Raw genomic sequence first — 21,721 nt, 5'->3', positions numbered from 1 at the left:
CGCATGTGCCGCCCTGAATGAGCGCCTGACGACTCCCCATATTCGGGAAGGGGCCTCAAGAGGCTCACACGGGCATTGAGCGCTTCGGCCTGTCAGCCTCCCGCTACGGTGAGGGACGCCCGCTCCCCGCCGTACGGTTGCAACCACCGCACACCGCCACAACAGGGGTATCGGGGTCATCGGCGACAAGGAGGGCACATCACGCCCCCGGCCTCTCGCGGCCGGCACCATGATCGCGGTCGTTCAGGAGAAGAAGACCAGGTCAGGCAGGGTTATCCATAGGTGTCGCCCGGGCCTTTGCTCCCCGGAGCGCGCAGCGGACCGTACCTGCGCGCAGGCCCTCCCGGCCCCAGGACCTTGATCATCCGTACGGTGCCGTGCCCCAGGTCCGCGTTCAGCCGGGCCACCAGCTGCGGCGCCAGCAGCCTCAGCTGCGTCGCCCACGCCGTGGAGTCGCACTGCACCGTCAGCACCCGCTCATCGGGCGCCTCGTCGTAACGCAACGGCACACAGTGATTCGCCAGATCGTCACCCACGATCTGCGGCCACCGGCCCATCACACCGCCCACCGCGGCCGGCGTCTCCCAGCCGCGTTCGGTGATCAGCCGATTGATCGCGGCACCCAGCGGCAGCGGATCCCGGCCGTCCGCCCGAGCGCCGGAACGCAGCCCGCCGCCCCTCCGGGCCTGCTTCTTCTGCTGCGCGGCCGCACCACGCGCCTTCGCCTGCTCCTTCGCCGCGTGCAGGGCCACCCGCGCCAGGTCCACGCCCGAGAGCTCCGGCTTCTTCGCCGGGTCCCCGGCCGGCCCGGCCGGCCCGGCCGGGTCCTTGCCGCCCCCGTCGCCACTCACAGCCGCTCCACCTCGCCGGCGGACACCGCGTACCGCGTCCCCGCGAGCACCCCGGGGACGTCGTCGTCCACCGCTGCCGTCACCAGCACCTGCTCGCCGGGGGCCACCAGCTCGGCCAGCCGCTCCCGGCGACGGGCGTCCAGCTCGGCGAAGACGTCGTCCAGCACCAGCACCGGTTCGTTGCCCTCGGAGCGCAGCAGATCGTACGAGGCCAGCCGCAGGGCCAGCGCGTACGACCAGGACTCACCGTGGCTCGCGTACCCCTTGGCGGGCATTCCGCGCAGGCCAAGGACCAGGTCGTCGCGGTGCGGGCCGACCAGCGTCACGCCCCGCTCGATCTCCTGCTTGCGCACCTCGGCGAGGGCCGCGATCAACTGCGCGTACAACTCGTCGCGCGTCCGCGCGGGCTCCACCTCGGCGCCCACCGAGCTCCGGTACTCCAGCGTCACCGGACCACCGCCCGGCGCCACGTCCGCGTACGCCTTGTCGGCCAGGGGCTGAAGCGTCGCGATCAGGTCCAGCCGCTGCGCCAGCAGCTCAGCACCCACCCGGCCCAGGTGCTGGTCCCACACGTCGAGCGTCGACAGGTCCATGGAACGCCCGCCGTGCCTGCGTGCCATCGCCGCGGACTTCAGCAGCGTGTTGCGCTGCTTGAGCACCCGCTCGTAGTCGGAGCGCACCCCGGCCATCCGCGGTGAACGCGCCGTGACCAGCTCGTCGAGGAACCGCCGGCGCTCGCCGGGGTCGCCCTTGACCAGTGCCAGATCCTCCGGCGCGAACAGCACCGTGCGCACTATCCCCAGCACGTCACGCGGCCTGACCTGCGAGGACCTATTGATCCGGGCGCGGTTGGCCTTGCCGGGATTCAGCTCCAGCTCGACCAGCTGGGACCGCTCGCCCTGGGTGACGGCCGCCCTGATGACGGCCCGGTCGGCGCCCATGCGCACCAGCGGTGCGTCGGAGGAGACGCGATGGCTTCCGAGCGTCGCGAGATAGCCGACGGCCTCGACGAGATTGGTCTTGCCCTGGCCGTTGGCCCCCACGAACGCGGTGACGCCCGGGTCGAGAGGCACCTCGACCCGGGCGTACGAGCGGAAGTCGGCCAGCGACAGATGCGTGACATGCATGGTGTACGCCGACCTTCCCGGCTTCCTGCTCCGTGCTCCGTGGTGCGGGACGGACCGCCCGGTCCGGCCCGCACCTCGTTGCGGCTACCGATTGTGCTCGGCCGCTGCTTCCTTGTTGTTCCCGACCGCTACTTCTTGTTCTCGACCGCGTGGCCGCCGAACTGGTTGCGCAGCGCGGCGATCATCTTCATCTGCGGGGAGTCGTCCTGGCGCGAGGCGAAGCGCGCGAAGAGCGACGCGGTGATCGCGGGCAGCGGCACGGCGTTGTCGATCGCGGCCTCCACCGTCCAGCGGCCCTCGCCGGAGTCGGCGGCGAAGCCACGGAGCTGGTCCAGGTGCTCGTCGTCGTCCAGCGCGTTGACCGCCAGGTCGAGCAGCCAGGAACGGATGACCGTGCCCTCCTGCCAGGACCGGAAGACCTCGCGCACGTCGGTGACGGAGTCGACCTTCTCCAGGAGCTCCCAGCCCTCGGCGTAGGCCTGCATCATGGCGTACTCGATGCCGTTGTGAACCATCTTCGCGAAGTGGCCTGCGCCGACCTTGCCCGCGTGGACGGAACCGAACTCGCCCTCGGGCTTCAGGGCGTCGAAGACCGGCTGGACCTTCGCGACGTGCTCGGCGTCGCCGCCGTACATCAGCGCGTAGCCGTTCTCCAGGCCCCAGACGCCGCCGGAGACGCCGCAGTCGACGAAGCCGATGCCCTTGATGCCCAGCTCGACCGCGTGCTTCTCGTCGTCGGTCCAGCGGGAGTTCCCGCCGTCCACGACGATGTCGCCGGGCGAGAGCAGCTCGGCCAGCTCGTCGACCGTGGACTGGGTCGCGGCACCGGCCGGGACCATCACCCACACGACGCGGGGGCCCTTGAGCTTGCCCACAAGCTCTTCGAGGCTGTGGACATCGGCGACGTCCGGGTTGCGGTCGTAACCGATGACGGTGTGGCCGGCGCGGCGGATGCGCTCGCGCATGTTGCCGCCCATCTTGCCGAGACCGACGAGACCGAGCTCCATCAGAGATTCCTTAAGCGTTGTGCCGATTCGTACCCAGGACCGAGCCTACGCCCGGCAGGGGACAGGACGCCGGGCATGCTCGGCGCTGAACGTGCCCGTCGGGTCCTGCCGCGATTCCTTGAGCGTCGGCAGGACCGGTGGCCGGATCAGCCGGAGAGGCGGACCGGCATGATCAGGTACTTGTACGCATCGTTCGCCTCGGCGTCCACGGCGGGCCGGCCGCTGAGCAGCGCGGGCTTGGTGGACGTCGTGAAGGAGAGCTGGGCGACCGGGGAGTCGATGGCGCTCAGGCCGTCGAGCAGGAAGGTCGGGTTGAAGGCGATCGAGATGTCGTCGCCCTCCAGCACGGAGTCGACGCGCTCCACAGCCTGTGCGTCGTCGCTGGAACCCGCTTCCAGGATCAGGACGCCCTGCTCGAAGCTCAGCCGCACCGGGGTGTTCCGCTCGGCCACCAGGGCCACGCGCTTGACGGCCTCGACGAAGGGGGCCGTCTCGATGACCGCGACCGAGTTGAACTCGGTGGGGAAGAGCGTGCGGTACTTCGGCAGATCGCCTTCGAGCAGTCGGGTGGTCGTACGCCGCCCCGCGCCCTCGAAACCGATGAGGCCCTCACCGGCACCGGAGCCCGAAAGCGCGAGCGTCACCGTGTCGCCACTGGTCAGCGCCTTGGCGGTGTCCAGCAGCGTCTTGGCGGGCACCAGCGCGACGGCGGAGGCGTCGGCGTTCTCCGGCTTCCAGAGGAACTCGCGGACCGCGAAGCGGTAGCGGTCGGTGGAGGCGAGGGTGACGGTGTCGCCCTCGATCTCGATGCGCACACCGGTGAGAACGGGCAGCGTGTCGTCGCGGCCCGCCGCGATGGCGACCTGGGCAGCCGCCGAGGCGAAGACCTCACCGGGCACGGTGCCGGTCGCGGTCGGCATCTGCGGCAGTGCCGGGTACTCCTCCACAGGAAGGGTGTGGAGTGTGAATCGTGAGGAACCACAGGCCACGGTCGCCCGTACACCGTCTGTGGAAATCTCCACCGGACGGTTGGGCAGGGCACGGCAGATGTCGGCAAGCAGCCGGCCGGAGACGAGCACCGTGCCGTCCTCCTCGATCTCGGCGTCCACCGAGACCCGGGCCGAGACCTCGTAGTCGAAGCTCGAGAAGCTGAGGGCTCCGTCCTCAGCCTTCAGCAGAAGGCCCGCAAGAACGGGCGCCGGCGGACGGGCCGGGAGGCTACGGGCCACCCAGGCCACAGCCTCCGCGAGTACATCGCGCTCCACCCGGATCTTCACCGGAACCGCCTCCTGCTGTTGCTCGCTCGCCCTGCTGGCCTTCGTCGTCTGATCGGGTCGCTCCACCGATGCCGGGGGGAGGACGCCGGGGACCAGTCTGACGTACGGCACCGACACTCGGTGCTGCTCGGGGTCAAGTCGCGACGAGAGGTCCGGAGAGCTCCGGTGCCGAGTTGTGCACAGGCCCCACTTCGAAGCGGATTCCGGGCTAACTATAGGTGGCAGTAGTAGTAGGGCCTGTGGAAACGGTGGATAACGTCGTTTTCGCAGGTCAGACCCACTTTTTTGTCCACCGACCCTGTGGGTGGCACCGGTGGACAACCTGGTGTTTCTGTGGACACCGGAAAGTTCTGCACAACCCGTACACAGGACAGGGGGGTTTCTCCCCAGGGCTGTCCCCAGCTTTACCCGCGTTCCCCACAGCCCAACCCGCCCTCTTGGTGTGACGCCTTTCACTCGGGGCGGTGAAAGCGGGTGTTGCGTTGCCGAACAGTGGACAGCGGTGTGGAGAAGCCCGCCCTTCCTGGGGAAAACAGCCGTCGTCCTGTGGGTCGTCGGTGGACAACGTCGGAGGGGCCCTGTGGACGAAAAAGTTGTCCACAGGCTGTGGATCATTGTTGACCACAAATCCCCAGGCCCCTGAGCTGGCCTGATGGAGTATCGGCTGTCGCGCCTGTGGAAGCAGTATGGACAACTTTTGGATCCCCAGGCTGTGGAGGGAAAATTCTCCCCAGATCTGTGGAGAACGGCCGTTACCCGGGGAGTATTCGAACAGCGTGGGCAGGCGGGAAGCCCCTCGCGAGCCTTCTCGAGCCCTCTGAGATCCCCTGAGGGGCGGTCACGGACCGCCGATCGGGCCGCTCGTGGAGCGTTCTGAGTGCCGTTCACGGAAGTTCTCGGCGACGCACGACGGTTCACAGCGACGCACGGCCGGCACCTTGCGCCGCCTCTTGAGCCGTCCACTGAGCTGCTTCCTGAGCTGTCCACTGAGCCGCCTCGCGGAACGCGGAAGGGCGCTCCGCAGACTCTTCGGGAGTCCGTGGAGCGCCCTTCTCGGTTGTGCTCTGCCGTGTGCCGTGTGCCGTGTGCCGTGTGCCGGCGACGGTGCGGGCGACGGTGCGGGAAGGCCCGTCAGCCGTTCTTGATGCGGTTGGTGAGCTCGGTGACCTGGTTGTAGATGGAGCGCCGCTCCGCCATCAGAGCGCGGATCTTGCGGTCGGCATGCATCACGGTCGTATGGTCCCGGCCACCGAACTGCGCACCGATCTTGGGCAGCGACAGATCCGTCAGCTCGCGGCAGAGATACATGGCGATCTGGCGCGCGGTCACCAGCACCCGGCTGCGCGAGGATCCGCAGAGATCCTCCACCGTAAGACCGAAGTAGTCGGCGGTCGCCGCCATGATGGCCGTCGCCGTGATCTCCGGAGCCGAGTCCTCGCCGCCCGGGATCAGATCCTTCAGCACGATCTCGGTCAGCCCGAGGTCCACCGGCTGACGGTTGAGGCTGGCGAAGGCCGTCACCCGGATGAGAGCGCCCTCCAGCTCACGGATGTTGCGGGAGATGCGGGAAGCGATGAACTCCAGGACCTCCGGCGGGGCGTTGAGCTGCTCCTGCACTGCCTTCTTGCGCAGGATCGCGATGCGCGTCTCCAGCTCCGGAGGCTGCACATCGGTGGTCAGGCCCCACTCGAAACGATTCCGCAGCCGGTCCTCCAGGGTCACCAGCTGCTTGGGCGGGCGGTCCGAGGACAGCACGATCTGCTTGTTGGCGTTGTGGAGCGTATTGAAGGTGTGGAAGAACTCCTCCTGCGTCGACTCCTTGCTCGCCAGGAACTGGATGTCGTCGACCAGGAGGATGTCGACATCGCGGTAACGCTTGCGGAAGGTGTCGCCCTTGCCGTCGCGGATCGAATTGATGAACTCGTTGGTGAACTCCTCGGAGCTCACGTACCGCACCCGGGTACCCGGGTAGAGGCTCCGGGCGTAGTGCCCGATGGCATGCAGCAGGTGGGTCTTGCCGAGCCCCGACTCTCCGTAGATGAAGAGGGGGTTGTACGCCTTCGCGGGCGCTTCGGCGACGGCGACGGCCGCGGCGTGCGCGAACCGGTTCGACGCCCCGATGACGAAGGTGTCGAAGAGGTACTTCGGGTTCAGCCGGGCGTGGGGCTCACCGGGGCCGGGCGCCGGAGCGGGCTGGGCGCCCATCGGGCCGGTGCCACCGCCGGGCCGGCCGGTCCCGCCGCCCTGCCGGTGCTGGGGCTCCTGCATGTCGTGGCGCTCGGGGCGCTGGGGCTCGTACCCCTGGCGCTCGGGCGGCTGCGGACGGTAGTCGTGCTGCGGCTGCTGCTGGGGGCGGCCGCCTCCGTACGGCTCGCGCCACTGATCGGCCGACGGATCGCGGTCCTGGAATCCGCCGAGCCGCGGTTGCTGCCAGGAGAGGTCCTCCTGGGTGCGCGGCCAGGCACCGGGCTCGGGGCGCTGCTGCTGGTAGTCGGGGTACGCGGGCCGGGCCGTCGGCATGCCGTCGTCCGAGGGCCGGTGACCGTAACCGTCATAGCCGTCGTTGTGCTGGCGCTCGTCGTGCTGAGGCCCTTGGTAGCGGTGCTGCTGCGGCTGCTGGGACTGGTGCATCGGGGGCGCCGGCGAGTTCGGCGGTTCGCCGACGGAGTCGTCGACCGTGATCGCGATCCGGATCGGCCGGCCGCACTCCCGGCTCAGCGTCTCGCTGATGAGCGGGGCGAGCCGGCCCTCCAGGACGCGCTTGCCCCATTCATTGGGGACGGCGAGCAGTGCCGTGTCGGCGACCAGAGCGAGCGGCTGGCAGCGCTCGATCCACTGCTTGTCCTTCGGCTCGATGCCCTGCTGGCCCTCCCCGAGGAGTTGCTCCAGCACGCGTGGCCACACTGCGGCAAGATCGGCAGGTACATCAGCCACAAGGCACGCTCTCTCGCTGGTCCCACGAATGTGTGTTTCTCGGGACGTATGGGTCGGGATGGGTGAGGACCGGCAGGCGGGAAGAAAAAGAACCGGGGTTCAGCCACGGTAGGCGGGCCGACCCGTGCGGTTCAAGTCGTTGTCCACAGGCTGTGCACAATGGGGGGTCCGACAGGGTCGGTTTGACCGGATGGCGTAGCCGCGCGTACCGTGACCAGGTCGAGTTGTCGATGGCTGCTGCCGCCTGCCTCCGATGGGCAAAGATCACGATCTGTGATTGTGAAGCGGTGCAACTAGGGCGTTTACGCGAGTCTCTCGTGGGCGCACGGTGACAGCCAGGCGATGTCCCGCCAACACACGATCATTACTGGAGCCCCCGAGTGAGCAAGCGCACCTTCCAGCCGAACAACCGCCGTCGCGCGAAGACCCACGGCTTCCGTCTGCGTATGCGGACCCGTGCCGGCCGCGCGATTCTCGCGTCCCGCCGTGGCAAGGGCCGCGCCAGCCTGTCCGCCTGATCGCGTACAGGTCGTCATGACGTGCTGCCTACCGAGAATCGGCTGAGGCGGCGCGAGGACTTCGCGACCGCGGTACGACGAGGACGCAGGGCCGGTCGCCCTCTACTCGTCGTCCATCTACGCAGCGGTGCAACGGACCCGCACGTGACTGGGGAGACTGCTCCCCCGCCGCGTGCGGGTTTCGTTGTCAGCAAAGCAGTGGGTGGCGCGGTCGTCCGCACAGCGGTGAAGCGCAGGCTTCGCCATCTGGTCCGCGAACGGCTTGCCCTGCTGCCCCCCGGTAGCCTGGTTGTCGTACGTGCGTTGCCCGGTTCGGGTGACGCCGACCATGAACAGCTGGCCCGAGACCTGGATGCCGCCCTGCAGCGGCTACTGGGAGGGGGCGCGCGATGAAGTACCCGCTGCTGGCTCTCATCAAGCTGTACCAGTGGACGATCAGCCCACTTCTCGGGCCTGTCTGCCGTTACTACCCGTCGTGTTCCCACTATGGATATACGGCGATCGACCGGCACGGAGCGATCAAGGGAACGGCGCTGACAGCCTGGCGCATCCTGCGATGCAATCCGTGGTCACCCGGCGGCGTGGATCACGTTCCACCACGCAAACGTCCGCGTTGGCACGAACTGCTGCGTAGTGCCTTGCGCGGCAGCAAGGGCGGGGACTCCGCCGCTGATGTGCCTCCCGAGAGGTCGGCCACCGACCTCCCGAGCTCGGCCGCAGAGACTTCGCCCAATGCTCAAGGAGCCTGATTAGTGGACACGATTGCCAGTCTGTTCAGCTTCATCACGTGGCCTGTTTCCTGGGTCATCGTCCAGTTCCACAAGCTGTACGGGGCCATCTTCGGCCCTGACACGGGATGGGCCTGGGGTCTGTCCATCGTGTCCCTCGTGGTGCTCATCCGTATCTGTCTGATCCCGCTGTTCGTCAAGCAGATCAAGTCGACGCGGAACATGCAGGTGCTCCAGCCGAAGATGAAGGCGATCCAGGAGCGCTACAAGAGCGACAAGCAGCGTCAGTCCGAAGAGATGATGAAGCTGTACAAGGAGACGGGTACCAACCCGCTCTCCTCGTGCCTTCCCATCCTGGCGCAGTCTCCGTTCTTCTTCGCTCTGTACCACGTGCTCTCGGCCATCGCGTCGAACAAGAAGATCGGCGTCATCGACCAGTCGCTGCTGGACAGCGCTCGTCAGGCACACATCTTCGGTGCTCCGCTGGCTGCCAAGTTCATGGACAGCGCCGAGAAGGTCCAGGCGCTCGGTGCCTCGCTCGTGGATGTCCGGGTCGTCACCGCGGTCATGATCGTGATGATGTCGGCCTCGCAGTTCTTCACGCAGCGCCAGCTGATGACGAAGAACGTCGACCTCACGGTCAAGACGCCGTACATGCAGCAGCAGAAGATGCTCATGTACATCTTCCCGCTGATCTTCGCCGTCATGGGTATCAACTTCCCCGTCGGTGTCCTCGTCTACTGGCTGACCACGAACGTCTGGACCATGGGTCAGCAGATGTACGTGATCAACCAGAACCCGACCCCGGGCAGCAAGGCGCAGGAGCAGTACCTCGGCCGTCTCCTGAAGAGCGTCACCGCGCACGGTGAGGTGCGGGGCAGGACCCGGCGCAACACGGTCAAGCGGATCTTCGCCAAGGGGACGGACCGCAACGACATCGAGCGGAAGTTCGTCACGGGACTGGCCAAGCTCGGCCTGGCCCCGCAGGAGGACGGCACGGTGGCCAAGAGCGACACGGCCGTGGCCGAGGCCGAGGGCGGAGCCGCGCAGCGGCGCCAGCAGCCCAAGCGCCAGACGAAGTCGAAGCGCCAGACCACAGCCGGCCACCCGACCGGGGCCAAGGACACCGACTCCGGCGAGTCGGAGCCCGAGTCCAAGACCTCCCTGCAGAAGAGCGCACCGCAGGACGACAAGTCCAAGCCGGCGGGCAAGCCCGCGTCCGGCTCCTCACGCCAAGCCAAGTCCGGACAGCGCAAGGGCCCGCAGCGGCCCAAGCACCCGTCCAAGAAGTAAGAAGGAGTCCATCCGTGACGGAAGGCACCACCTCCACGGCCGCTGAGGGCAGCGACACCTTGACCCGTCTCGAGCAGGAAGGGGAGATCGCAGCGGACTACCTCGAAGGCCTGCTCGACATCGCCGACCTGGACGGTGACATCGACATGGACGTCGAGGCGGACCGGGCCGCGGTCTCGATCATCAGCGAGTCGGCACGTGAACTGCAGAAGCTCGTGGGCCGCGACGGTGAGGTGCTGGAGGCACTTCAGGAGCTGACGCGGCTGGCCGTGCACCGGGAGACCGGCGACCGGAGCCGTCTGATGCTGGACATCGGCGGGTTCCGGGCCAAGAAGCGCACGGAGCTTGCCGAGCTGGGTGCCAAGGCCGCGGACGAGGTCAAGAGCACCGGTGAGCCGGTGAAGCTGGACCCGATGACACCGTTCGAGCGCAAGGTTGTGCACGACGCGGTTGCGGCCGCAGGACTGCGCAGCGAATCGGAGGGCGAGGAGCCGCAGCGCTTCGTCGTCGTCCTTCCGGCCTGACCGGACCTTCTCCTGTCGGCCCCGTCTGTTCGCAGGCGGGGCCGATCTTTGTCAGCCTGATAGTCAGCCACCCATGGTGCGGTGATGCGGTATGGAAGGACGGTTCCCGTGACGGAGGAAGTAGCGCTTCCCCAGGCGCCCGACGAGGCCCGGGAGGTGTTCGGCGAGTGCTTTCCCGAGGCCGTCCGGTACGCAGAACTGCTGGCCGATGCCGGGGTCAAGCGAGGGCTGATCGGTCCGCGTGAGGTCCCGCGCCTGTGGGAAAGGCATCTGCTGAACTGTGCGGTGCTCTCCGAGGTCGTTCCCGAGGGTGTCACGGTCTGCGACGTGGGTTCGGGTGCGGGCCTACCGGGCATCCCGCTGGCGCTGGTGCGCCCGGATCTGAAGATCACCCTGCTTGAGCCGTTGCTGCGGCGGACGAACTTCCTCCAGGAGGTTGTCGAGCTTCTGGGACTGGACCATGTGACGGTCGTCCGTGGCCGGGCCGAGGAGGTCCTGGGCACGCTTCAGCCGGTGCATGTGGTCACGGCTCGGGCGGTGGCTCCGCTGGATCGCCTGGCGGGCTGGGGAGTGCCCCTGCTCCGCCCGTACGGGGAGATGCTGGCACTCAAGGGTGATACCGCCGAGGAGGAGATCAACGGCGCGCGAGCGGCCCTCAGCAAGCTCGGGGTCGTGGAGACCGAAGTGCTCCACGTGGGCGAAGGCGTCGTCGATCCGATGTCCACCGTGGTGCGCGTGGTGGTGGGCGAGAGCCCGGGTGGTGTGAGGTTCGCCGCAAAGCGAGCCAAGGCCGCGAGGGTCAGCCGGACACGTCGTCGTCGCTGAGTAGCGTGATTACGCTGAGCATCTGACTGTTACCTACCGTTTGATCCCGATCTCGGTCATGTGTCAGTCAAAGAGCTGTGCGTACCCCGCGCGGAGTGTCGTGCCCCTGTAGCTACGCTGCAGGGGCATCGTGTTTCACGTGAAACGTCGCTCTCTGCTGCATGGAATCATCGGCCGCGGTCGTGCGGCTGCCGCCCCTCGCCATCGCAGGCCCGTTAGGGCTACGGAGTTGTCCACAGAAGTGGATTCATCCACAGAAGAGCGGGCCTCGCTGGTTCACGACCCCGAAACCATGGCAGGCTCTGCTCATTGCGAGCCTGAAGTCGAGGAGAGTGAATCCTTGCGGTCCGACGCCAACATCGCGGGACCGATGACCGATCCGGTCCCCGGTCCCCGAACCGAATCGGCGGGGGACGGTGTTTCACGTGAAACACCGCCGCCGATGGATGACACACCCATCGGTCGTGCGGCCCAGCTGGCGGTGGAGGCCCTCGGCCGTGCCGGCGAGGGCCTGCCGCGGCCTGACCAGACACGGGTCATGGTGGTGGCCAACCAGAAGGGCGGGGTGGGTAAGACCACCTCGACGGTCAACCTTGCCGCGTCACTTGCACTTCATGGTGCACGTGTCCTGGTGGTCGACCTTGACCCACAGGGGAACGCCTCTACGGCTCTGGGTATCGACCACCATGCCGAAGTTCCCTCGATCTATGACGTCCTGGTGGAGAGCAAACCACTCTCCGACGTGGTTCAGCCCGTCCCGGATGTCGAAGGTCTCTTCTGCGCCCCGGCCACCATCGATCTCGCCGGTGCGGAGATCGAACTGGTGTCGCTGGTGGCGCGGGAGAGTCGACTGCAGCGGGCGATCCAGGCGTACGAGCAGCCGCTCGACTACATCCTGATCGACTGCCCGCCCTCGCTCGGCCTGCTGACGGTCAACGCCTTGGTGGCCGGCGCAGAGGTGCTGATCCCCATTCAGTGCGAGTACTACGCGCTGGAAGGACTGGGGCAGTTGCTGCGCAACGTCGACCTGGTGCGGGGGCATCTCAACCCCGATCTTCATGTGTCGACGATCCTGCTCACCATGTATGACGGCCGGACCAGGCTCGCGTCGCAGGTGGCGGAGGAGGTGCGCAGCCACTTCGGTAAGGAGGTGCTGCGGACCAGCATTCCTCGCTCGGTGCGCATCTCCGAGGCGCCGAGCTACGGGCAGACCGTACTGACCTATGACCCGGGTTCGAGCGGGTCTCTTTCCTACCTCGAAGCAGCCCGTGAGATCGCGCTGCGCGGGGCCGGGGTCCAGTACGAGGCCCAGCATGCCCACACGGGCAGTCGGAACAGCCAGCAGAATTCTTCGGAGGGGATCCAGTGAGCGAGCGTCGTAGAGGTTTGGGGCGAGGGCTCGGTGCCCTGATCCCCGCCGCTCCGCAGGAGAAGCAGATGCCGCCCGCCGGGATGGGCGCGTCCCAGCCCGGGACCAGGCCGGTACTGACGTCCGAGCGGGGCGTGGCTGTTGCGAAGGTGACCTCGGGCGGCCCTGTGGTGCCGGAGCCGAGCGCACCTGTCTCGGTGTCGGACGGGACCGAGGGTCCGGCAGAGGTGGCTGGGGCGTACTTCGCCGAGCTGCCCATTGACTCGATCACACCGAACCCGCGTCAGCCCCGTGAGGAATTCGACGAGGACGCGCTTGCCGAGTTGGTCACCTCCATCAAGGAGGTCGGTCTTCTCCAGCCCGTCGTTGCACGGAAGACAGGGCCCGGCCGCTTTGAGCTCATCATGGGTGAGCGGCGGTGGAGGGCCTGCCGTAAGGCCGGTCTGACGCAGATCCCGGCGATCGTCCGAGCGACGGACGACGAGAAGTTGCTCCTGGACGCGCTCCTGGAGAACCTTCACCGGGCTCAGCTGAACCCCTTGGAGGAAGCGGCTGCGTACGACCAGCTGCTCAAGGACTTCAAGTGCACCCATGACCAGCTGGCCGACCGGATCGGGCGTTCGCGGCCGCAGGTGTCCAACACCTTGCGCCTGCTGCGGCTGTCGCCGCGGGTTCAGCGCAGGGTCGCGGCCGGGGTGCTGTCGGCGGGACATGCGCGGGCGCTGCTCTCGGTGAACGACTCCGAGGAGCAGGACAAGCTGGCCCATCGCATTGTGGCCGAGGGGCTGTCGGTGCGTGCGGTCGAGGAGATCGTGACGCTCATGAGCTCCCGGCCCACGAGCACCGCAAAGCCCAAGGGGCCCCGGGCCGGCGGCCGGCTGTCGCCGGCGCTTACCGACCTGGCGTCCCGGCTGTCCGACCGGTTCGAGACCAGGGTGAAGGTCGACCTCGGGCAGAAGAAGGGAAAGATCGTCGTCGAGTTCGCGTCGATGGAGGATCTGGACCGCATTCTCGGCAGTCTCGCGCCGGGCGAGGGCCGCGTTCTGGACCGTGACTCTTCGGACGAGTCGGCTCCCTCGGAGGAGGCGGCTGCCTCTGAGGAGACGGCTGAGGGCGACAAGGGCTGACGTTCGGAGCGGTGAGTGGCGGGCTGCCTTCCGGTGGGTGACGGGGGACAGCCCGCCTTTTGCTTTCCCGCGGAAGGCGGGCCGCCCTTTGCTTTCTCACGGTGTCGGCTTGATCCCCCGGTCGATACGATGCGTTCTGGTAGAGCACATCCAAATTGATCCACCTCCGTGAACGGATCGGACCGGCCGTCGCGTGGTGCGGCGGATGAGGGAAGTGAGGAACGACCTTCATGGGGCGTCGGCTCGTACCGCTCACGCTGGACAACCTGTCTGATCTCCCCCAGCGCTGCCGTTCGTGTGTGTTCTGGGAGCTCGATCCGGTGCGTGGTGACGCCGCGGTCAAGGACGGTAGAGCGGAGCAGGAGAAGGAAGCCTGGATCTCAGCGGTTCTGCTGGAGTGGGGATCGTGTGGCCGTGTGGTCTACGTCGATGACGTGCCGGTCGGCTTCGTGCTCTACGCCCCGCCCGCCTACGTCCCGCGAGCGACGGCGTTTCCGACGAGTCCTGTCTCCCCCGACGCGGTTCAGCTGATGACTGCCCTGATCCTCCCCGGTTACCAGAGGCAGGGACTGGGCCGGGTGATGGTGCAGACGGTTGCCAAGGACCTGCTCCGTCGAGGATTCAAGGCGATCGAGGCCTTTGGCGACGCCCGATGGACGGAACCGGCCTGTCTTCTGCCGGCGGATCACTTGCTGGCGGTGGGATTCAAGACCGTCCGGCCCCATCCGGTGCACCCGCGGCTGAGGCTGGAGCTGCGTACGACGCTTTCGTGGAAGGAAGACGTCGAGATGGCACTGGACCGATTGCTGGGGGCCGTGCAGAAGGAACCGGTGCTCCGGCCGTTGTGAGCGGTGTACAGCCGGAAACGCGAAACGGGCTCACCCCTCAAGGGATGAGCCCGTTTCGCGATTCACTTCTCACGCTTCATGTTTCACGTGAAACAGCGGGACCGCTGTCACGTCCTATTCGCTGATGAAGCCTTCGAGGTCACGAAGGATCGCGGCCTTCGGCTTGGCTCCGACGATGGTCTTGGCGACCTCGCCACCCTGGTAGACGTTCAGCGTCGGGATGGACATGACGCCGTACTTCGCAGCGGTGGCCGGGTTCTCGTCGATGTTGAGCTTGACGATCTCGATCTCGCCGTGCTCGGCCGCGATGGCCTCCAAGGAGGGGGCGATCTGACGGCACGGGCCGCACCAGGCAGCCCAGAAGTCCACCAGCACGGGCTTGTCGCTCTTCAGGACGACCTCGTCGAACGAGTCGTCGGTTACGTTCTTCAGGGCGCCGGCCACGGCGGCCTCCTTAACTTCGCGGGTGTGGGTTGAGGCGTGGATCAGACGGTGGCTGCAGCAGCCTTCTCTTCGTCGGCGAGCGCGGCCAGGAAGCGCTCGGCGTCGAGAGCGGCGGAGCATCCGGTGCCGGCAGCGGTGATGGCCTGCCGGTAGGTGTGGTCGACTACGTCGCCGGCACCGAAGACACCGGTGAGGTTGGTGCGCGTCGAAGGGGCGGCGACCTTCAGGTAGCCCTCGTCGTCGAGGTCGAGCTGACCCTTGAAGAGCTCGGTGCGCGGGTCGTGGCCCACGGCGATGAACAGGCCGGTCACGGGGAGCTCGGACGTCTCACCGGTCTTGGTGTTGCGCAGCGTCAGACCGGAGAGCTTCTGCTCGCCCTGCACACCGGCGACCTCGCTGTCCCAGGCGAACTTGATCTTCGGGTCGGCGAACGCGCGGTCCTGCATGGCCTTGGAGGCGCGCAGGGAGTCGCGGCGATGGACGATGGTGACCGACTTGGCGAAACGGGAGAGGAACGTGGCCTCTTCCATCGCGGTGTCGCCGCCGCCGACCACGGCGATGTCCTGGTCCTTGAAGAAGAACCCGTCGCAGGTCGCACACCAGGAGACGCCACGTCCGGAGAGGGCGTCCTCGTTGGGCAGGCCCAGCTTGCGGTGCTGAGAGCCGGTGGTGACGATGACGGCCTTGGCGCGGTGAACCGTGCCGGCGGTGTCGGTGACGGTCTTGATGTCACCAGTGAGGTCCACGGAGACCACGTCGTCCGGAACGAGCTCGGCACCGAAGCGCTCGGCCTGGGCGCGCATGTTGTCCATGAGCTCCGGGCCCATGATCCCGTCCTGGAAACCGGGGAAGTTCTCCACGTCAGTGGTGTTCATCAACGCGCCACCGGCGGTGACGGCGCCCTCGAACACCAGCGGCTTCAGCGAGGCGCGCGCGGTGTACAGGGCGGCTGTGTAGCCCGCCGGGCCGGAGCCGATGATGATCACATTACGCACGTCGCTCACGGGTTTCTTCCTCGTCTCTGCAGACTGCCTACTGTCCACGCCTACTGGGGTCGGTTCAACGACTCTCACCCCACCCAACGGATCCTACGGGGGATGCATTCCCGACGTGCCGGGGCGGCATCCGGCGGGATTCTCAGGGGCGCGCGTAGGCGTGCGTCAGCAGGAGCTTCCCCTTGGCCGCGGGCTCGGCACTGACACAGGCCGCGTCGACGACGTAGGCCTGCACCTTGCTGGTGTCCGTGGGATGAGGAAGGACCACGAGGTAGGCGGCGGTGCCTTCGTAGGTGCCTCGCTGCAGGGCAAGGGCGGGGGTGGTCCGCCCGATGCCCTGCTCGACACAGGACGGGACGGCCACGGTGGGGGCGCGGAGCGGGTTCTGGGGTGACGGGGATTGAGGCGATGCGGAATCCGCGGAGGGCTGCGATTCGGGCGAGGACTTGGTGTCCGCGGACGGGTCCTGTTCCTTACCGCTGGAAGCCTGGGGGCTGGCGGCCTCGGTACGGGAGCCCAGAAGGCCCTGCACCCGCTCTTCCAGGGTGGACGGCGAGAAGGTGTCCGAGGCGGACTTGGACAGAGCAGCTCCGCGGTCCATCGCGCTGCTGTCGGACTTGTTCTGGGAGAGCTGGACGTTCTGCAACAGGAAAATGCTCACGCCGACCACAGCAGCTCCGAGAGCGGCACCCAGCACGGCTGTGCGGCGGCGGCGCCGCACAGGGCGACGGCCGGGTCCTGTCGCAGCACGTGAGTGTCCGGCGGGGCGGTCTGCCGGCTCCGTGGAAGCCGCAGCGGATGTGGTTTCACGTGAAACATCGGCTGCCTCCGGTACCTCGCGGGCGGAGCGGGCCTCCTGGGCGAGCGCGGCCCCGATGCGATCCGCGATGTCGGACGGCATGGGCTCCGGGGCGGGCAGAGTGCCGAGCAGACTACGGATCTCCTCCAGAGAGGTGTGGACGTCGCTGCAGAGCGAACAGTCGGCCACATGGCGCTGGACGTCAGCCGCGTCGGAGGGGGAGAGCAGTCCCTCGGTGAGGTCGGAGATCTCCGAGACGTCCGGGTGCCGGGTCGTATCGGTCGTCGGTGTCATGCGCGTCCACCTCCGCCCTTCGCTGCCGCTGGATCGCTCGTGTCTGCATCTCTTGGTCCCGCCGCCGGTGGGACGGATGCTCTCGGCGTCCGGTTCCCTTCCGTCCGCGGCCCGGCACCGCCGTCGTTCCCGCTGCGGAGGTGATTGAGCTGAGGGGCCAGCCTGGCGCGTCCCCGTGCGCAACGGCTCTTCACGGTGCCGACCGGCACTTCAAGGATGCGGGCTGCCTCCGCCACCGGGTATCCCTGCATATCGACGAGGACCAGGGCGGCGCGCTGCTCGGCGGGCAGGGTGGCCAGAGCCGCGAGCAGCTCACGGTGGAGGTCCTGACGTTCTGCGGGCGCCTCGGCGGACTCATGCGGCTCCAGGAGCTGGTCGAACCGCTCGGGGTCGTCGACCGGTGCGGTCTTCCTGGAAGAGGCTTTGCGGACCCGGTCGAGGCAGGCGTTGACCGTGATGCGGTGCAGCCAGGTGGTGACGGCGGACTGGCCGCGGAAGGTATGGGCGGCGCGGAAGGCGGAGACCAGGGCATCCTGCACGGCATCGGCCGCTTCCTCGCGGTCCCCCAGGGTCCGCAGCGCCACGGCCCACAGCCGGTCGCGATGACGTCGTACGAGCTCACCGAAGGCGTCCGGTTCACCGGCTACGTGACTGGCCAGAAGATCCTGGTCGGACGTGTCGGCGAAACTGGTGTCGTCCAACGGTGAGCCCCCTCCCTTGGTGCCGTCAGCTTGTGACCTTGATGTCTGAGATCTTGCCCCGGAAGTTCCCTGTGTCGCTCTGTGGCAGCTCGGTGAGCCAGACCAGAAGGTACCGTGCCTGGACGGGTTCGCCAGGCTTGAGTGCCACCTTCGTTCCAGAACCGTGAGCGACCTTGCTGAAGTCGGTGGGCCTACTCGGCACCTCGGAACTGGTGGTGGTCCGCAACTCGACCGACGTGTTGCCTCCCAGGAAGGTCACGTCCACCGTGCTGACCTGCTGCACCTTGCCCAGGTCGAGCACGACCCCGACGCCCTCCTTCAGCTTGCCGAAGTCGGCGGTGAAGTAGCCGTCGGTGTTCCAGTAGGTCGTCGCGTCCCCGTCGTAGAGATTCTTTATGCTCTGAGGCTTCTCGGACCCGTCGCCGAGCGGGTCGTAGTCCCGGGCCTCGACGATGGGGACCGGCTTGCTCTCCACGACCGGCTTGTGGTCGCCGTTCTCCGGATTGGTCTGGGTGGTCCCCGGGTCGTCCGAGCTGTTGTCGCGGTCCAGGAGCGTCTCCGCGAGCTGCCAGCTGCCGAGACCCAGCGCGGCGATGAGCAGCGCGGACACCGCCCACTTGAGAGCCTTCCCGGTGCGGCTCTGGAGCGGCGCTGGAGGCACGACGAGTGCCGGCTGGGTGACCCCGGCCCCCGGCCCGGCCGGGCGCCCGTAGGTGCCCTGCTGGTACGTGGTCCGCTGGTACTCGGGCGGTGCGGTGAACGTGGGCTCGGGCGGGCGGATGCGCGGCATCGCCGCGACGGCCTTGGCGAGCTCATCCGGGGTGGTGCACGGCTGTTCCTGGCGGGAGGCCGTGGCTCCGTCGTTGGCGAGGGCGCGCATGGCGATCTCGGAGAGACCGCGGTGGACCCCGGCCCGGACCTGGTCGGGTGCGATCAGCCCCACGCCCTTGGGCAGCCCGGTGAGCCCGTAGGCATCGCTCTCGTACGGCCAGCGCTGGGTCAGCGCGGCGTACAGAAGGGCACCGATCGCCTCGGTGTCGGCGCGCTGCGGTCCCTCGGAGGTGATCCCACGCAACGCGGCGTTCACGGCGAGGCCGCGAATGCGGTACTGGCCCGACGAACTGCGCAGCACCGCTCCGGGCGTGAGCCTCAGATGGGCCAGGCCCTCACGATGTGCGGCCGCCATGGCCTGGGAGATCTGACTGACGAGCTGGTACGCGTCGTGGGCGTCCATCGGCCCCGCGCCCAAGAGGGCGGTCAGCTCGGTGGCGTCGGGAAGCCACTCGTGGACGACGTAGACGAGATCGTTCTCCTCCACGGCGTCGAGGACCTGCACGAAGCGGGGGTCGCCGAGCAGTGCGGAGGAACGGGCCGCGGCCAGCACGGAGCGGGCCCGGGGATGGTCAGCGGGCAGGAGGTGTACGCCCACCGCGCGGCGCAGTTTCTCGTCGACGGCACGCCAACTGCTGAACCCGTCCAGACGGGTGACGCACTCCTCGAGCCGGTAGCGCCCGGCAAGCTTGTGACCGCTGTGCAGATCAGGGGTCGGCACAGCGGCTTCGGAGCCGCCCGGCTCACTCTCCGCGTCCTGAGTGCCTGTGCCCGTTGAATCCTGAGCTTCTGCCGCACCGTCGCTCGTGGCCTCGTCCGCCTTCGCGGCCAGTGGCTTGTCGCCACTGTTGTCGGCCACGTCGACAGCAGCCGTGCTACGTTCCGCCACCGTCGTTCCTGCCTCCCCATCCGTTGGGCGATGCCAGCCAGCCCCGCACAGTCACGCCAATTGTGCCCACACTCCAGCGCTATGCACGACACGCAGAGACCGGCGATGGTTGTGCGGGCCGATGATCCTCAGCGGCCGAGCCGTCCCCGGACCATGCCGACCATGCCGTTGATCTCTTCGATCCGCATGCGCTTCGCCGCGACGAAGAAGACTCCCAGCAGCACGACCCCACCGCAGACCAGCGCGATGAGAGAGCCTCCGGCGCCGTCGCCCAGCCCCTGGAGGACAGCGAAGCCCACTCCGCCGCCGACCACTGCCGCAGGGATTGCAGCAAGGCACAGCCGGGCGTAGGTGCGGAGCACGTGGGCGCCGTCCAGATCGCCGCCCAGCCGGTTGCGCAGCCGCCGCCAGGCGATACCGACTCCTACCGCGTAGGCGAGCCCGTACGAGGCGGCCATGCCGACCACGGCCCACTGGGCAGGCAGCACCACGTAGCAGATGGCCGATGCAGCCGCGTTGACCAGAGCGACGATGACGGTGTTGTAGAAGGGCGTGCGGGTGTCCTCGTACGCGTAGAACCCTCGCAGCACCACGTACTGGACGGAGTAGGGGATCAGACCGAGGCCGAAGGCCATCAGGATGAAGCCCATGGAGCGGGCGGCCTCGGGGCCGCTGGAGGCGTAGAGCAGGGTGCACATCGGTACGCCCAGGGCGAGGAACGCGAAGGCGACCGGCACGATGGCCACTGCCGAGTTCCGCAGGCCCTGCGAGATGTCGTCGCGGACCGCGCCCGGGTCGTTGTCATGGGCGGCACGGGAGATACGGGGCAGCAGGGCAGCCATGACCGAGACGGTGATGATCGCCTGAGGCATGCCCCAGATCAGCTGTGCGTTGGAGTAGGCGAGGAAGCCCGCCCCGTTCTGGCCGGACGCCTTGCCGGCGGAGGTCGCGAGCTGGGTGACGACCAGCACGCCGGCCTGGTTGGCGAAGACGAACAGCACGGTCCACTTGGCCAGCTTGACCGTCTTGCCGAGCCCGTGGCCCTTCCAGTCGAAGCGCGGGCGGAAGCGGAATCCGGCCTCGCGCAGATACGGGATCATGGCCAGGGCCTGGACGACAAGGCCGAGCAGGGTGCCGATGCCCAGCAGCCGGACGCCTTCCGGCGGGATCGTCGCGACGCCCATGTGGGACTCGTGCGAGGTGCCGTAGACCCAGATGAAGAGGCCGAACGTGAAGATCATGACGATGTTGTTGAGGACCGGGGTCCACATCATCGCGCCGAACTTCCCGCGGGCGTTGAGGATCTGGCCCATGACGACGTGCACACCCATGAAGAAGATGGTGGGCAGGCAGTACCTGGCGAAGGTGGTGGCCACGTTGTTGGCCGCGGGGTCGTTGGAGATCGTCGACGACATCAGCCGGATGAGGAAGGGCGCGGCGAAGACCGCGAGGGCGACGATCAGCCCGAGCGCGACCATCACGAGGGTCAGCAGCCGGTTCGCGTAGGCCTCGCCGCCGTCCTCGTCGTCCTTCATCGAGCGGACGAGCTGGGGGACGAAGACCGAGTTGAGACCGCCGCCCACGGTGAGGATGTAGATCATCGTCGGCAGCGTGTACGCGATGGTGAAGCTGTCGCCGAGGAGGGCGGCACCGAGCGCGGCGGTGATCACCAGGCTGCGCACGAAACCGGTGAGCCGTGAGACGAGGGTTCCGGCAGCCATGACTGCGCTGGACTTCAGCAGACCGGACGCCCGGCCACCGCCGGACTTCGGCGGCTGGGGGGTGGGAACGGGGGCCGGCTCGGGCCGGTCCGGGGCGGGGGACCCGGCCGGACCCTCCTGATCCCGGAAGAGGTGGGCGAACGCGTCCGGCTCCTCGCGGTTCGTCGACGCCTGGGTGACGAGATCGTCCACGCCCACGAACTGGGTGGTCGCGGCGTCGTCCCCGTACGGCAGGTGGCGCGACGGGCCGTCCGGCTCGGGGGGCGGGGTCTGCGCCCAGATCCGGGGGTCGGGTGCGTACTGGGCGGCCGGCGGCTGCTGGTAGAGCGGCTGCGGCTGCTGGTAGTAGCCGGGGGGCGGCGGCGGGTGCGCGGCGCGGTCGTACAGCGCCTCGCTCACCGGGTCCTGGGCGGAGAGATCCTGGGACCGGTACGGGTCGTAGTCGTAGGCCGCCTGCAGGTAGGGGTCGGGAGGCGGAGGCATCTGCTCCGGCCCGGGCGGCACAGGCGGCCCGCCCGAAGACCCAGCTCCGCCCGTACCCTGACCGCGGTCACCGTCGTACGGCGCGTTCATCGAAACCCCACCTCATCGTCCCCGGCCGACCGGCCACGACAGACAT

Annotated in this window: 20 protein-coding genes; 9 read left to right on the top strand and 11 right to left on the bottom strand. The window is 68.0% G+C overall.

Translation table 11 applies throughout. The features are described 5' to 3' along the window. Positions 1-272 precede the first annotated feature (272 nt). The 5 genes from ABT025_RS01095 to dnaA all read right to left on the bottom strand — a co-directional run bounded on the left by ABT025_RS01095 (position 273) and on the right by dnaA (position 7,196). On the bottom strand, positions 273-851 hold the full coding sequence (locus ABT025_RS01095; RefSeq protein ID WP_350988399.1) for a DciA family protein: 579 nt from the start codon (positions 849-851) through the stop codon (positions 273-275). After that, the gene (recF, locus tag ABT025_RS01090) at positions 848-1,978 is read right to left on the bottom strand and encodes a DNA replication/repair protein RecF (protein WP_350988397.1); all 1,131 of its coding nucleotides are present in this window, start codon (positions 1,976-1,978) and stop codon (positions 848-850) included. The genes ABT025_RS01095 and recF overlap by 4 nt, the downstream gene beginning before the upstream one ends. A gap of 128 nt (positions 1,979-2,106) precedes the next feature. Then, positions 2,107-2,985: a phosphogluconate dehydrogenase (NAD(+)-dependent, decarboxylating) gene (gnd, locus tag ABT025_RS01085; protein ID WP_326737411.1), complete on the bottom strand. Its 879-nt coding sequence runs from the start codon at positions 2,983-2,985 to the stop codon at positions 2,107-2,109. Positions 2,986-3,131: 146 nt separating this feature from the next. After that, entirely contained in the window at positions 3,132-4,262 is a 1,131-nt protein-coding gene (dnaN, locus tag ABT025_RS01080) for a DNA polymerase III subunit beta (protein WP_350988494.1), read from the bottom strand. A gap of 1,131 nt (positions 4,263-5,393) precedes the next feature. Beyond that, positions 5,394-7,196 carry a chromosomal replication initiator protein DnaA gene (gene dnaA / locus ABT025_RS01075; protein ID WP_350988394.1) on the bottom strand — a complete coding sequence of 601 codons (1,803 nt, stop codon included), beginning with the start codon at positions 7,194-7,196 and terminating at the stop codon, positions 5,394-5,396. Between the two features lie 380 nt (positions 7,197-7,576). Between dnaA and rpmH the strand changes: the two genes are divergently transcribed. The 9 genes from rpmH (at position 7,577) to ABT025_RS01030 (ending at position 14,428) form a co-directional block, all read left to right on the top strand. After that, positions 7,577-7,714, top strand: a complete 138-nt coding sequence (rpmH, locus tag ABT025_RS01070; RefSeq protein ID WP_010985740.1) for a 50S ribosomal protein L34 — start codon at positions 7,577-7,579, stop codon at positions 7,712-7,714. A gap of 21 nt (positions 7,715-7,735) precedes the next feature. After that, complete coding sequence (gene rnpA, locus ABT025_RS01065) at positions 7,736-8,107, top strand: ribonuclease P protein component (protein WP_148019659.1); 372 nt, start codon at positions 7,736-7,738, stop codon at positions 8,105-8,107. After that, positions 8,104-8,463, top strand: coding sequence for a membrane protein insertion efficiency factor YidD (gene yidD / locus ABT025_RS01060; RefSeq protein WP_350988391.1), 360 nt, complete (start codon positions 8,104-8,106; stop codon positions 8,461-8,463). Before rnpA ends, yidD begins: the two co-directional genes overlap by 4 nt. A 3-nt stretch (positions 8,464-8,466) precedes the next feature. Further along, on the top strand, positions 8,467-9,735 hold the full coding sequence (yidC, locus tag ABT025_RS01055) for a membrane protein insertase YidC (protein ID WP_350988387.1): 1,269 nt from the start codon (positions 8,467-8,469) through the stop codon (positions 9,733-9,735). A gap of 14 nt (positions 9,736-9,749) precedes the next feature. Then, positions 9,750-10,259, top strand: a complete 510-nt coding sequence (locus ABT025_RS01050; RefSeq protein WP_350988385.1) for a Jag family protein — start codon at positions 9,750-9,752, stop codon at positions 10,257-10,259. Between the two features lie 84 nt (positions 10,260-10,343). Next, positions 10,344-11,084 carry a 16S rRNA (guanine(527)-N(7))-methyltransferase RsmG gene (gene rsmG / locus ABT025_RS01045; protein ID WP_148019655.1) on the top strand — a complete coding sequence of 247 codons (741 nt, stop codon included), beginning with the start codon at positions 10,344-10,346 and terminating at the stop codon, positions 11,082-11,084. A 292-nt stretch (positions 11,085-11,376) separates the two neighbouring features. Then, complete coding sequence (locus tag ABT025_RS01040; protein ID WP_326740680.1) at positions 11,377-12,453, top strand: ParA family protein; 1,077 nt, start codon at positions 11,377-11,379, stop codon at positions 12,451-12,453. Beyond that, positions 12,450-13,580: a ParB/RepB/Spo0J family partition protein gene (locus tag ABT025_RS01035; RefSeq protein ID WP_350988383.1), complete on the top strand. Its 1,131-nt coding sequence runs from the start codon at positions 12,450-12,452 to the stop codon at positions 13,578-13,580. Before ABT025_RS01040 ends, ABT025_RS01035 begins: the two co-directional genes overlap by 4 nt. Positions 13,581-13,810: 230 nt before the next feature. Then, a complete protein-coding gene (locus ABT025_RS01030) occupies positions 13,811-14,428 on the top strand; it encodes a GNAT family N-acetyltransferase (protein WP_350988381.1) in 618 nt (205 codons plus the stop codon). Between the two features lie 114 nt (positions 14,429-14,542). Here the strand turns inward: ABT025_RS01030 and trxA are convergent, their stop codons facing one another. The 6 genes from trxA to murJ all read right to left on the bottom strand — a co-directional run bounded on the left by trxA (position 14,543) and on the right by murJ (position 21,675). Further along, positions 14,543-14,872 carry a thioredoxin gene (trxA, locus tag ABT025_RS01025; RefSeq protein WP_266780398.1) on the bottom strand — a complete coding sequence of 110 codons (330 nt, stop codon included), beginning with the start codon at positions 14,870-14,872 and terminating at the stop codon, positions 14,543-14,545. A gap of 41 nt (positions 14,873-14,913) precedes the next feature. After that, the gene (trxB, locus tag ABT025_RS01020; protein WP_350988379.1) at positions 14,914-15,876 is read right to left on the bottom strand and encodes a thioredoxin-disulfide reductase; all 963 of its coding nucleotides are present in this window, start codon (positions 15,874-15,876) and stop codon (positions 14,914-14,916) included. A 133-nt stretch (positions 15,877-16,009) separates the two neighbouring features. Then, on the bottom strand, positions 16,010-16,960 hold the full coding sequence (locus ABT025_RS01015; protein ID WP_350988377.1) for an anti-sigma factor family protein: 951 nt from the start codon (positions 16,958-16,960) through the stop codon (positions 16,010-16,012). Continuing rightward, entirely contained in the window at positions 16,957-17,661 is a 705-nt protein-coding gene (sigM, locus tag ABT025_RS01010; RefSeq protein WP_350988375.1) for an RNA polymerase sigma factor SigM, read from the bottom strand. The genes ABT025_RS01015 and sigM overlap by 4 nt, the downstream gene beginning before the upstream one ends. Positions 17,662-17,686: 25 nt before the next feature. Continuing rightward, entirely contained in the window at positions 17,687-19,381 is a 1,695-nt protein-coding gene (locus ABT025_RS01005) for a protein kinase family protein (protein WP_350988373.1), read from the bottom strand. Between the two features lie 128 nt (positions 19,382-19,509). Continuing rightward, positions 19,510-21,675: a murein biosynthesis integral membrane protein MurJ gene (gene murJ, locus ABT025_RS01000; protein WP_350988371.1), complete on the bottom strand. Its 2,166-nt coding sequence runs from the start codon at positions 21,673-21,675 to the stop codon at positions 19,510-19,512. Positions 21,676-21,721 lie beyond the last annotated feature (46 nt).

Origin of the sequence: Streptomyces sp. NPDC002809 (genome assembly GCF_040295435.1) — a bacterium.
Lineage (GTDB): Bacteria > Actinomycetota > Actinomycetes > Streptomycetales > Streptomycetaceae > Streptomyces.
This window is presented reverse-complemented; position numbering and strand designations above follow the sequence as displayed.